Genomic DNA, 13,957 nt, shown 5'->3' on the forward strand with positions numbered 1-13,957 from the left:
TATTTTTTAATTCAAATTAATCTAAATCTTTTCCATCAGATTCAATAACTTTCTTGTACCAATAGAATGAATCCTTGGGCATTCTCTTTAAAGTACCGTTGCCTTCATCATCTCTATCCACATAGATAAAGCCATAACGCTTACTCATTTGACCGGTACCTGCAGAAACTAAGTCAATACAGCCCCAAGTAGTGTAACCAATTAGATCTACACCATCATCAATTGCACGCTCCATTGCCTTAATATGCATTCTCAAGTAATCAATCCGGTAATCATCATGAATCTTGCCATCATCGCTGATCTTATCAACTGCGCCAAGACCATTTTCAACAACCATCATTGGAATGTCGTAGCGATCATACATTACTTCAAGATAATATTGAAGTCCATCTGGATCAGTTGCCCAGCCCCATTCGGAATACTTCAAGTATGGGTTCTTAACACCAGCAGCAAAATTGCCGCCCACTTTATCTTTTACTTCATGGGTAGTAATAATGTTAGACATGTAGTAAGAGAAGGTATAAATGTCAACTTTTCCTTCAAGCAAGTCTTTTCGATCTTGCTCAGTAATATCTAAATGAACATTATGTTCATTCCATAAACGCTTAGCATAAGTTGGGTATTTACCTTTTGCTTGCACATCACCGCAGTAGAAGATATTTTGTTCCCACATATGACGGTTAGCCAAAATATCCTTAGGATCTGGTGTTAATGGATAGTCTACAATACCGCAAATCATATTACCAACTACATAGTTAGGATCTAATGCATGAGCAATCTTAACTGCGCGAGCACTAGCAACAAATTGATAATGCAACTTTTGGTAGGCATGTTGATATACCTTATCATCAGTTACATTATTACCAAATGCACTCAGCATTAAAAGCGTTGAGTTAATTTCATTAAATGTAAGCCAGTACTTAACCAGTCCTCTGTATTCTTCAAACAAAGTAGTTGCATACTTAACATACATATCGATCATTTTGCGATCGCCCCAGTCATGGTATTTTTCACTGAGGTATAGCGGATCTTCGTAGTGAGAAATAGTAACTAAAGGTTCAATCCCGTACTTTTTGCATTCTTCAAATACACGGCGATAAAAATCTAACCCAGCTTGATTTGGCTTTTCTTCATCGCCTTTAGGGAAAATTCTAGTCCAGGCAATTGAAAGGCGGAAGGTCTTAAAGCCCATTTCAGCAAACATCTTAATGTCTTCTTTATAGTGGTGATAAAAATCAATTGCCACGTGGTTTGGGTAATATTCATTTGGATCAATTGCACCAACTGCGCCTTCTGGCAAGCCCGCCCCAGGAATACCTGGAGTTTTTTCTAACTTACCATTCAACTTATAAGTCAACATTCTTGGTGCATCTAAACTACCAGCAGTTGTAATATCAGTGACTGATAATCCTTTTCCATCTTCATCATACGCACCTTCAATTTGATTTGCGGCAGTAGCTCCGCCCCATAAAAAGTTTTTTGGAAATGACATTTATATTTCTCCTCTTTTTCAATACTAATCATTTTTATTATATATGAAATCGATTACATTATCTAAGCCATTTGCGGATTTGAACTAGCTGCTTCTGTTTCACTAGCTCCTTCTAAGTCTAAAATCTCTTGTCCTACTTTTACCTTGCCTTGACTTACAACAGTGATCTTTTCATAATCTTTTGAGTTAGTAACTACGATTGGTGTCGTTACAACATAGCCCTTAGCATGAATTGCATCGATATCAAACTTAACTAATTCATCACCTGCTTTAACTTCGTCGCCTTTTGCAACTAAGGTTTCAAAACCATGTCCTTGTAAATTAACAGTATCCATTCCGATGTGCATCAAGATTTCTGCACCATCGCTTGTCTTCATTCCGATAGCATGTCCTGTTGGGAAGGTCATTACAACTTTACCATCTGCTGGTGCATGGAGAACTCCTTCGCTAGGCTCAACAGCAACGCCTTCACCCATAGCACCGCTTGAGAAGACTTCATCTTTTACTTCTGATAGTGGCAATAATTCACCAGCAAGTGGACTAACTAGTTCAGTTGAAACATTTAAGTCGCTAGTACTTGCTAAGCTTGGAGCAGCTTTTGCAATAGCATCTGCTTGACTTGCAACTTCTTGAACAGCTTTTGCTTGTTTTTCATCATAAGCTTGATCAACACTCTTCTTACCAAGAGCCATTTGTAAAATAAAGCCAAGTACAAATGATACAGCCATCGCAATCATTAAGCCGTAAACACTCATATCAACACCAGTCTTAGGACCGATAGCAGCAGGGATTACGAAGACTCCCATACCACCCATCATGTACATCTTAGTACCAAAGAATCCGATTAAACCGCCGCCAACACCAGCAGCAATACAACTTAAAATGAATGGCTTTTTACGTGGAAGAGTTACACCATAAATAGCTGGTTCAGTTACACCAAAGATACCTGATAAGAATGCTGGAAGAGCGATTCCTTTTAATTTTTGATCTTTAGTTTGTAATAAGATTGCTAAAACAACACCAATTTGTGCAAATGAAGCACCTAATGATAAACCTAAGATTGGGTCATAACCTAATGCAGCAATATTTGACATCATTACTGCAACAAATCCCCAGTGAACACCGAAGATAACGAATACTTGCCAGAAGCCACCAAGTAAAATTCCAGCTAATACTGGACTAAAGTTGTAAACGGCTGAAGTAATGGCAGCAAGTGCATTACCAATCCAAGTAGCAAGCGGCCCGATAATTAAGAAAGTTAAAGGAACTACAATCAGTAAAGTAACAAATGGAACTAAGAAAGTTTTTACCACAGTTGGAATCCATTCCTTGCACCATTTTTCAACAACAGAAGCAAACCAAACTGCTAAAATAATTGGAATAACTGTTGAAGTATAGTTCATTGAAATAATTGGAATACCTAAGAATGTAGCATGAACTTGTGAATGTAAGAACGTTCCGTTAAATAGATCAAACAAAACTTTTTTGCTGCTATTCATTGCTACCATTGCTGGATAACACATCGCAGCACCAATTGTAATGGCTGTAAAGCGGTCTACCTTAAACTTCTTAGCACTAGTAATTGCTAGAATAAGTGGCAAGAAGTAAAAGAAACCATCCCCAATCGCATATAAAACTTCATAAGTACCAGAGGTTTTAGCGAGCCAGCCAAATGAAGCGCACATTGCAGTTAAGCCTTTAATCATACCTGCTGCAGCCATTGGCCCCAAGATCGGAGTAAAGATACCTGAAATAAGATCGATAGCTTTATCCATTAAACTCATATTGCTGTCATCTAAATCGTCATCAGCAACTTGACCACCACCAGAAAAGCCACCTTCTTTTAAGACTGCCTCGTATACGTCAGCAACTTCATTACCAATAACTACCTGATATTGTCCACCAGCTTTAACAACTGTAACAACACCATCAGTATCTTTTAAGGCATCATCATTAGCCTTTTTTTCATCTTTTAATTTAAAACGCAAGCGTGTTGTACAGTGAACAACGCTGATTACGTTGTCTTTTCCGCCAACGTCCTTAATAATCGTTTTTGCTAGAGCATCATAGTTCTTAGCCATAGCTTTTTTCCTCCCAATAATAAAACCCAAGCTACACAGAAACTAGAGAACGTAAATGTTCAATGTCTTTCAGTAACTTGGGTTCTTGCCTAATCGAATTAGTAACATACCTAAATATGAAAATATTTAATTTTCTTGGCGGTTTGTCACGCGCCAAATGTGTAAAACAAGATAGAACTTATCATCTGAATTTAGGGTCCATCCCTTTTTACTATGTAAATAAGTTGCGATTCTCTCTGCCGTATCATAGGCATGATTGTACTTAATCTTCATAAAAGCTAGTAGCGAATCATCAAGTTCGCCACTTTTTTGATGCTTATTTCTTAAAAGTCTTACCAATAATACTCTTAAGTGAGTAATGAAGCGACTATAATTAAACGACTCTGTATCTAAAGTCATTTGGTATTGATACTGAATAATATCAATAATTCCGCTAATCAACTCAGTGATCTCAACTGTTTCTTGAACCTGATCATTATCAGAAGCTGCATTAACGAAGTGATAAGTCATAAAAATACTTTCACTTGGTGGTAAGTTGACTTTCATTTCTTTATTAATTAAAGCAATGACTTTTTCGCTAATCTTATACTCCTTAGGAAAAAGATTCTTATCTTCCCAGCGTGTATTAGCAGCACTCATATCAATATGATCTTCAATTCTTGAAAGAGCAAAATCAATATGGTCAGCTAAAGCTAAGTATTGAAAATCATTGAACTTCACATTTAGAAGTGGCTCCACCATCTGGATCACCTTATTGGTTAAATCGATGGTTGAAGCATTGATTTCTTTAACTTGATTGACTTCATCTTGATGAGAAGTAGCGGTAAACCGCCTTTCAATTTTATTCTCATCAATCTTATCGCCTTTCTTTAAGCCAAAGCCCACGCCTTTGCCCAGGACTACTTGTTCTTGGCCTTGATCGTCCTGAACCAAGGCTGCACTATTGTTAAATGTTTTAAGAAATATCATCCGACGAATCACCTTTATATAGAAAAAAGCTACCACAAACTACAATATACACTTTAAGTATATCATCATTATTTGTAGTAGCTCAGACCTGATCGCATCAGTAATCCGCTTATTTACAGTAATTATAATAGCGCTTTCACATATTTGTGTCAACAAGCATTTGCAGAAAAATGCTTATTTTTATGTCAGAAAAAAAGAGGCTAGACCTCAATGTCTAGCCTCTTTTAGGGATTTCAAACTAACTTTTATTATTTTTGACGCTTTTTTCTATCTACGCCTAATCCGAATAAACTACCTACTGCGGCAATTGCTAAGCCTAAGATACCAGCTGTATTTTCTGACTTAGCACCAGTCTGTGGCAATGTATTCTTTTCAGCATGGTGATTTTCATTTACAGTAGCTGTCTTTGCAGTATTGGCTTCAGAATTAGTTTCTGTAGTCTTACCACCATTGTTGTCACTTGTTCCAGTAGCGTCTACATAGACCTTAACTGTTACATCTACGCTAGAGCCATCTGGATAAGTTACCGTAACAACGCCTGTATGTTCACCAATTGTAGAAACATCTGGCACTTCTTTCCACGTGTACTTAATACCTTCTGGCATATCGTTCTTGTTCTTAATACCTTCTGATGGGTTTGGAACAACACCTGGAGTAGTGTGAATTGGTTGTGGCTCTGGAGTTACATGGTTCGTACCGATAATTACTGTTACGTTAACCTTATCTTTTGAACCATCTGGGTAAGTTACAATCACAGTGCCTGTAGTCTTGCCTGGCTTAGTTACATCTGGAGTCTTCTCCCATGTGTACTTAGTGCCGCTTGGCATATCGTCCTTGTTCTTAATGCCCTTTTCTGCTGGTGGTACTACACCTGGGGTAGTGTGAACATCTTGACCTTCTGGGGTGTACTTATCTGCATCACTTGGAGTAGTTGGATTGTCAATAATTACTGGAACATCAACTTTATCCTTTGAACCATCTGGGTAAGTTACAATCACAGTGCCTGTAGTCTTGCCTGGCTTAGTTACATCTGGAGTCTTCTCCCATGTGTACTTAGTGCCGCTTGGCATATCGTCCTTGTTCTTAATGCCCTTTTCTGCTGGTGGTACTACACCTGGGGTAGTGTGAACATCTTGACCTTCTGGGGTGTACTTATCTGCATCACTTGGAGTAGTTGGATTGTCAATAATTACTGGAACATCAACTTTATCCTTTGAACCATCTGGGTAAGTTACAATCACAGTGCCTGTAGTCTTGCCTGGCTTAGTTACATCTGGAGTCTTCTCCCATGTGTACTTAGTGCCGCTTGGCATATCGTCCTTGTTCTTAATGCCCTTTTCTGCTGGTGGTACTACACCTGGGGTAGTGTGAACATCTTGACCTTCTGGGGTGTACTTATCTGCATCACTTGGAGTAGTTGGATTGTCAATAATTACTGGAACATCAACTTTATCCTTTGAACCATCTGGGTAAGTTACAATCACAGTGCCTGTAGTCTTGCCTGGCTTAGTTACATCTGGAGTCTTCTCCCATGTGTACTTAGTGCCGCTTGGCATATCGTCCTTGTTCTTAATGCCATTTTCTGCTGGTGGTACTACACCTGGGGTAGTGTGAACATCTTGACCTTCTGGGGTGTACTTGTCAGCATCAGTTGGAGTTGTAGTCTTAGTGTAAGCAACTACCACATTGGTATTTGGTGTGTTAGCATTTACATTCTTATCAGCTAAAACAACTTTTGCATCTTTGCCATCAACGGTTGAAGTATAGTCAGTTACTTGTGGCACATTGTATTCTGGCCAAGTGCCTTCAGTTGCTCCAGTTGACTTCCAAGTATTGCCATCTTTTACGCCAACAGTCCATGGAGTATCAGCTTCTACATTTTCACCTTCACCGCCACGAACAAAGTGAACAGTTTGAACAATCGTTTCAGTTGTTCCATCAACCTTATTAACAGTAATCGTACGAACAACGTCTTTGTTCATGTCCTTATTATTTGGATCATATGGTGTTGGAGTTACTGTATTACTCTTTTGGTAAGTAATATGAACTGCTTCACCATCTACTGGCTTGCCGTTTTCAATTGCGGAAGCTGATTGAATTTCAGTTGCTTTAGTGCCATTTACGTATGAATCGTAACTAGAAATTTGTTCTACTGCTGCAGTTGGATATTCTGCTTCGCCGCCTAAAACAAACTTGTTGTTTTCGATCTTACCAACTTCCCAAGCACCAGTTCCAGTAACTTTTCCAGTTACTAAGTCTTCAACACCGTTTCTACCAAAGTTAACAGTTTGAGTTGCAATTAATTGCTCTGCTTTGCCTGGCTTAGTTTGGTAAATCTTACGGCTAACGCTAGTAAACATGTCCTTGTACTTGTACTTAGGATCAGTTGGATTTACACCTGGAGTTGTTGGAGTAATGTCCTTTGTTTCGTGAACTAAGTTAATAACAACTGCTTCATTCTTAGCAGGAATAACTACATTTTCTGGTAATGTTTGACCTGCAGCTAGCTTGTAACCTGCTGGAATGGTTAAGTTAGTCTTTACATTAACGCCTGGCTTACCACTTACAACAATTGGGTTACCAACATTCTTCTTGTCAACAGTGTCATAGAATTGATAACTTACAGTTACATCTGCAACTGGAGTTTCACTTTGTTGGTAAGTAATGTGAACTGCTTCACCATCTACTGGCTTGCCGTTTTCAATTGCGGAAGCTGATTGAATTTCAGTTGCTTTAGTTCCATTTACATATGAATCGTAACCAGAAATTTGTTCTACTGCTGCAGTTGGATATTCTGCTTCGCCGCCTAAAACGAACTTGTTGTTTTCGATCTTACCAACTTCCCAAGCACCAGTTCCAGTAACTTCTCCAGTTACCAAGTCTTCAACACCATTTCTACCAAAGTTAACCGTTTGGGTTGCAATTAATTGCTCTGCTTTGCCTGGCTTAGTTTGGTAAATCTTACGGCTAACGCTAGTAAACATGTCCTTGTACTTGTACTTAGGATCAGTTGGATTTACACCTGGGTTTGTTGGAGTTACTGATTTAGAACCATGCTTAAGAGTTACAGTTAAAGCTGCTGGATTCTTCTCAGCAATAGTTTCAGCTACAGGGTAATTTCCTGCAACAACCCAGCCCTTAAGAGCACTATTATTCTTCAAATCGTTATCAATTTGATTCTTAATTTCTTCAGCAGATACTGTAGCTGGGTTATCAGAAGTAAATGTATCAGTAAATGCATCTGCAGTAGTTGCTAGCTCTTGACCAGCTTCATCAACATATTTGATAGCTTGTGTGAAGCTCTCTTCAGTTGGCGATACTGCCTTGTATGTTACAGTTACAGTCTTACCATTTTGTGGTGTCGCATAACCATCAATTTCTTTGGTAGTAATAGCTGCTGCAGGAGCTTGGGTACCTTTTTCGCCGTTAACATATGAATCAAATCCTGAAATTTGTTCAACATTCTTAGCAGAGAATTCAGCAGAACCAGCTTCTGGAGTCCATGCTACCCAAGTAGTTTTACCAGTTACAGGATTGTAATAGCCGGCGTTACCATTAGCATCTTTACGTACATAATGAACTGTTTGGGTTTGATCAGTAATTGCTGCATGACCGGTTCCAGAAACATCGTACTTAATTGTACGAGTTACGTCCATATTCATATCTTTGTTAGAAGGATCATATGGAACTGGAGTAGAGTCTTGAGCAACATACTTAACGTCAATCGTCTTGTTGGTATTTGGATCAACAGAGCTCTCAGTAGCAACTTTAGCTTCTGTCGTCTTTACACCATCAATCATATAGTCATAGCCTTGTGGAGCAGTAGCAATGTCAGTGTATTCTGCCCAAGTACCAGTTTTATCAGAAGTTAATTTATTAGTAGTTGTGTTGTAAACGTACCAAGTACCTTCTGATCCTTCCATGATCTTGCCAGTGTATTGATCAAGCACACCAGTCCTACCAAATGTGATAGTTTGCTTTTCAGTATGATCAATGGCTGAATTGTCAGTCTTATAGACATTAATTGTACGAGTTGAAGTAGTGAACAAGTCTTTGTATTCAGGATTATCTGGAGTAACACCTGGTTCGCCTGGAGTTACTGTGTTCTTAACTAATTTAACCGTAATTGTATTATTGTCAGTTTGATCACCTGGATAAGTAAAGCCTTCGGCAATCTTCCAACCAGCTGGAATATTATTGTCAATATTAGCCTTCAAAGTTGAAGCCTTTAAGCCTTCCTTCTTGTTGAAGTCAAAGGTCAACTCATCTTTACCATTCTTAGTCTTTAATGGTGCACCATTAGTACTATCAACATACTTAACAATTACTTGAGCGTTGTAATCAGAATCATCATGTTGCTTTTGGCTTTGCTTTAATGGAACTACAATTTCAGCTGGTTGAGAATTAATGTTATTTTCGGCAGCTGGGTAAGTATAACCATCAGCAATGCTGTAGTTATTTGGTAAGTTGCCATCAATTGCGCTCTTTAATTGATCAGCAGTTAAGCTTGATCCTTTAGCAATATCAGCAATAGTATGACTTGCTACTTCTTGACCCTTAAATTGGTAAGAAATTCTTTGACTAAAGCTAGTCTTCTGATCATCTGGCTTATCAGTATTTGAATCAGCAACTACATTAATATTAGCCTTGACGTCTAAGTAAGTACCATCGTTAAAGCTAATCCGAACTGTTCCTGCAACATTATTCTGAATATCTTTAGTAGATGGCATCCCGTTTGGAGCCCAAGTCATTGCAAATTGACGACTGTTATCAGTACCTTCAACGTAAGCTAATACTTGAGGTGCATTTGGATTGATATTTTGACCATTCCAACCTGCTTGTCCAAGGTCAGCAACGTTAATTAACTTACGGAATGCATCTTGTGAAATACCACTAATATCTTGACCTTGTTTGTAAGTTTCAGTAGTACCAGTTGTTGCACCATAAATATTACCAAAGACGTTAATCCAGTTAAGACCAGAACCAAAGATTTCCTTGGCCGTACCTGTTAAATGGATAGTTGCACGAGTCTTAGAATTACCTGGAAGATCGTCGCCTTCACTAGTACGTTGATCAGTACGTGGATTAGTTTGTTGTGATGCTAATGATGAACCAGTTTTATCGCCATAATTAGTTACATTAGTATTAGGCTCCCTGTTTTCCATCCACTTAGTAGTTACATCATTAGCAGAGAATGATTCTGGAGCTGAAGCACCATTGTTCAATGTAGGGTTACCGTGCTTCTCCGTGATCTTGTAAGTATTACCTTCTAGCTTGTAGGTTACCCAATCAGTAGCATTCCATTCACTATCTTCATTCTTAAATGTAATTTCAGTAATTGCTGGAACTGGAATATTTTCAACACTGCCATCAGTGGTCTTGTGAGCAGTATAAGTACCAATTGTATAGCTTGTAGTTGTGTTGGTACCATAAATAATTTCAGTATCGCCTGGCGTACCAACAGTTACTGGAACGTATACCGTAGTATCAGGTTGATTATTCTTTCCAGAAACTGTAACTTTAATTACTTGAGTTTCAGGTTTATCTGGGAATGGCTTTGGATCAGTACCATTATCTCTCCAGGTGATAGTAGTACCTTCTGGTAAATTATTTGGATTATGAATACCATCACTTGGCTTATAAGTATTATTAGTTGGATCACTTGGTTTAGTTACATTTTGTGGCTTTACAACAACAACTGTTGCAGTTGTGTGATCAACAGATGGTCTTTCATTAGTATTATCTGGATAAGTTATAGTAACTGGAATAGTTACAACACCAGTATCTGAACCACTTGGAATAGTGTAAGAAACTTTACCAGTGTTTGGATCAACTTCTGCACCTGCTGGAGCATTTTCACCAAGTTTATAAGTTGGTTTTACTGAATCTGGAAGGGTTGGAGTGTAATGAACATCAGTAGTTACCGTTTGACCAGGTCTACCACCAATTGGATTATAGCTTGGTTCATATTTATCAGCATCATTTGCTGTTGGAACAACCTTAACAGAATTATCTTTAGTTACGATATTTAAGTAAGTCTTTTTACCTGGAGTGTACTCATCATCAAAGGTCAACTTAATAGTTGCATTAGTGTCACCAAGACTAGGAGCAGTTGCCCAAGTAGCTGTGTAATGAATATCGGCACGAGTTAAAGAACTGGTGTCAATTAATTTTCTTGCTTGTTCATCAGTTAATTCTTGACCAACAACTACTTCAACTGGAGTAGAAACATCTTTAGCAGTAGCACCAGCTGCTGGAATTGTTAATTTGTTGCTATTAACTTCTGTACCATTGACTGTAACTTGAACAGTACCAGTCAAGTTTTCACTTGCTGAAGGAGTAGTTACAACAGTTGAAGGAGCAGTTCCTTGCCATTCAATAGTTGCATTACTCTTCTCCACAGCAGTTGGTTCACTAACAGTTTCCTTACTTTCTGCATCAGTATTAATTGTGTAGTGGTTAATCTTTGAAACAGCATTCCCAGCATTAAGAACTTGTGAATGATCGGAAGTTTCATGAGCCTTAATTGATGAAATATCAGTAACAACTTCGTAAGCACCTGTTACTTTACCATTTTCATCTTTAGTAATTGTACCAGTATGTGTACCGTCACCAATGTAAACTGGAACATTCACGACATCCTTAGTAGTGTCTGGATAAGTTACTTCAACCGGAACTAAAACTAGACCGGTTTTACTATTTTCTGTTGTTGGTGCAATCGTTAATTTACCGCTATCAGGATCAACAGTTACAAATCCTTGACTAGCATCACCCTTGGCATACTTTGTGCCTTCTGGAGCCTTACCGTTTGGATTAATAGTAATGTTGCCTTCTTGGCTAGTGACATATTTTGGATCTTCACTCTTAGATTCACCTTGCTTAACATTCATTGGATCATAAGCAGGTTGATATTGATTATTATCGATTAAGTCACTACCAAATTTAACACCGTTAGTGTTCCACCAGCTAAAGTGATTGATAAACTGTTGCAATGCATCAGAATCGTGCTGAACAGCACCATTTGCAAATTCTCCGCCATCAGTTAAGGTAACAGCGTTAGTACCACCGGCAGTATTTGCAGCATTGCCAGAACCGTTCATGTATTCAGAACCATATGTATATGGAGGAAGAAGTGTATTACTTGCATCAAATCCTTTACCCTTAGCACGGAAGGCGTATGAATTAGTACCACCTTGAGATAGGTTGCTTAAAGATTTAATTTGCCAAGTTACAGGATTAGTTTCACCTGCAGGAATTATTGTTAATGGTGTAAAGCCATTTGCAGTTGAGTTAGTAATTGTTATTTGATTAGTATTACTTGGGTTGGCAGCTGCTTCAAGGTGAACTAAATAACCAGCTGTATGCTCCTCAGAATTTCTCTCTAAATCAATATATTTAGCGTCTGTGAAGTTCACATAGTTATAGCTGCTTGTGCCCCACATAGTAAGTAAGCCTGGCCAAGCTTCACCGTACTTACCAACCTTAGCCAAAGTATATTGGTCTGGTAAAAGTGAAGAATAAGCTGAATCATGTAAGATCAAACTACCACCATTAACTTCAAAGTGATATTTATCACCTAAACCATTAGTAGGGCCCATGGCAACTAACGGCGAGTCAGAATCGGCAACACCATCACGAATCACCTTAAGAACAGCATCTTTGCCAACCCGTAAGGTACTATCAGCAATACTATAAGATGAGTCCAAATTAATTGGTGCATAAGCACGTGTGCCTTTCGTATTAATCTTGGTGTTGATGTTTAATTGTGAACCGTCTTGTAAATCAAGGTGACTACCATTCATAATTGCCATTGAACGGCCAGCACCAAGATCCATGTTGACAACTGCTCCGCTTTCTAAGCGAGTTACACCAACTGTAGCGGCATCAATGCCTTGACTTCCAGCACCTTTATCAAAGTAAATACCGCCAAAGTTAGCAGATTCACTACTAATATTTAATGTAGCGCCACTCTTAACAACTGCATTACCATTAGTAATTTCAAAAGCAGTTGTATCACCCTTTTGGTTATTAACATTAATAGTAGTTGTTCCATCTAATACACTTAAACTAGTAACTTTGAATAAAGCGCCAGAAAAAGAAAGAGAGCCACTTAATGAAGTAGAACTATCATTCTTTCCTACTAGTTTACTATTAAAATTGTTAACCCCACTAAAGTTGGCATTTACCGCACTTGAAAGAACACGATTAGTATCAGTAGTTGAAGTAACATTCTTAAATGTTACAGCATTTTTAGCAGCATTAACGGCTGAAAGGCTACTAAAATCAAAGATACCCTTTGCACCAGTTGAGCCAATTGTTACCTTATCTAAGGTAATATTCCAATTATTGTTTTCAATTGGAGTGGTATTAGTTTGATTGCTGTCATTAAAAGTAACTGCATTTTGACCAAAGTCTAATTGATGACCATTACCTTCAATAGTAACTGCACGAGCACTACCAGTATTGTTAACATTTAAATCAGATGCGTTACTTTGACTAAAGTCAATATTATTACTCAAAACAATATGACCTACATTTGCATCTTTTAATGCGTTAATAAAGCTACTAGTATCAGTAACATCTTGAGTTTGATCATTAGATCTAGCAGTTGCTGAACTGGTAGTTACATTTTTTTGCATTTTTAATGTATTAGCAGCTACTTGCTTTTGGTTATTATTAGTAGTTGCTTTTGCCAATTGTAATTCAGTAGTTGCTACTTTATTATCGCTAACTTTAGCAGTTTCAGTTTTCGTCGTTTCAGCTTTTGCAGCTGCAACTTCTGACTTTACCTCATTATTAGTTACAGTCTTTGTCTCAGTTGATTTATCAACTTGATTATTCATTGAGAGCAGCTTGCTTTTCAGCTTCAGTATTAGCTTGCTCTTTATTTGCTTCAGAAGACTCATTCTTTGATGTTAATTCAACCTTAGGCTTTGAATTAGCATTAACATCAGCCGCCTGAGCTTTCTCGCTATTAGACATTCCCATAAAACTGAAACCAATTAAAACAGAAGCTGCTCCAACAGTGAATTTTCTAATTGAAAATCTTTCCTTCTTCGGTTCCATTTTACGAAGACGCTCTTGATAATTTTTTCTTGATAGCATATTATTGCCCTTCCCTTCAATAATATCAGCGTTAAATCGTATATTAATAAATAGCATTTCCGCTATTAAGTCAAGAAACAAATGTTATTGAATGGCCATTATTTAAAAGTTATTGCTTAAAAATCTGTATTTCTCACACTCAAATTTAACATCCGTTGTCTTTATTATAACACCTGAGATGATATATGAACCGCTTTTTTTCTTAATATAATAGCATCTTTCGCTATTTTACTAATTAAATAAATCACAAGTTAAAGCTTGTCGGCTACTGTTATTAAATAAAAGCCACTATAAATTTAATTAGTCAGTA

General features: G+C 37.8%; 5 protein-coding genes. All 5 read right to left on the reverse strand.

All coding sequences use genetic code 11. The annotated features are described in order from the left end of the window. Positions 1 to 16: 16 nt before the first annotated feature. The 5 genes from F3I00_RS08890 to F3I00_RS10950 all read right to left on the reverse strand — a co-directional run bounded on the left by F3I00_RS08890 (position 17) and on the right by F3I00_RS10950 (position 13,647). Positions 17 to 1,492, reverse strand: coding sequence for a glycoside hydrolase family 1 protein (locus F3I00_RS08890; protein ID WP_020807498.1), 1,476 nt, complete (start codon positions 1,490 to 1,492; stop codon positions 17 to 19). 62 nt (positions 1,493 to 1,554) lie between these two features. Beyond that, a complete protein-coding gene (locus F3I00_RS08895; RefSeq protein WP_020807499.1) occupies positions 1,555 to 3,573 on the reverse strand; it encodes a beta-glucoside-specific PTS transporter subunit IIABC in 2,019 nt (672 codons plus the stop codon). Between the two features lie 126 nt (positions 3,574 to 3,699). Then, the gene (locus F3I00_RS08900) at positions 3,700 to 4,542 is read right to left on the reverse strand and encodes a PRD domain-containing protein (protein WP_020807500.1); all 843 of its coding nucleotides are present in this window, start codon (positions 4,540 to 4,542) and stop codon (positions 3,700 to 3,702) included. A 248-nt stretch (positions 4,543 to 4,790) separates the two neighbouring features. Continuing rightward, on the reverse strand, positions 4,791 to 13,385 hold the full coding sequence (locus F3I00_RS08905; protein WP_236547640.1) for a Rib/alpha-like domain-containing protein: 8,595 nt from the start codon (positions 13,383 to 13,385) through the stop codon (positions 4,791 to 4,793). Continuing rightward, complete coding sequence (locus tag F3I00_RS10950; RefSeq protein WP_269466901.1) at positions 13,378 to 13,647, reverse strand: YSIRK-type signal peptide-containing protein; 270 nt, start codon at positions 13,645 to 13,647, stop codon at positions 13,378 to 13,380. Before F3I00_RS10950 ends, F3I00_RS08905 begins: the two co-directional genes overlap by 8 nt. Between the last annotated feature and the right edge of the window lie 310 nt (positions 13,648 to 13,957).

Source organism: Lactobacillus sp. JM1 (assembly GCF_009834385.1).
GTDB lineage: Bacteria > Bacillota > Bacilli > Lactobacillales > Lactobacillaceae > Lactobacillus > Lactobacillus paragasseri.

Excerpts from the sequence above, each read along its gene's own strand:
- F3I00_RS08890 (WP_020807498.1), bottom strand. The coding sequence starts at position 1,492 with ATGTCATTTCCAAAAAACTTTTTATGGGGCGGAGCTACTGCCGCAAAT.
- F3I00_RS08895 (WP_020807499.1), bottom strand. The coding sequence starts at position 3,573 with ATGGCTAAGAACTATGATGCTCTAGCAAAAACGATTATTAAGGACGTT.
- F3I00_RS08900 (WP_020807500.1), bottom strand. The coding sequence starts at position 4,542 with ATGATATTTCTTAAAACATTTAACAATAGTGCAGCCTTGGTTCAGGAC.
- F3I00_RS08905 (WP_236547640.1), bottom strand. The coding sequence starts at position 13,385 with ATGAATAATCAAGTTGATAAATCAACTGAGACAAAGACTGTAACTAAT.
- F3I00_RS10950 (WP_269466901.1), bottom strand. The coding sequence starts at position 13,647 with ATGCTATCAAGAAAAAATTATCAAGAGCGTCTTCGTAAAATGGAACCG.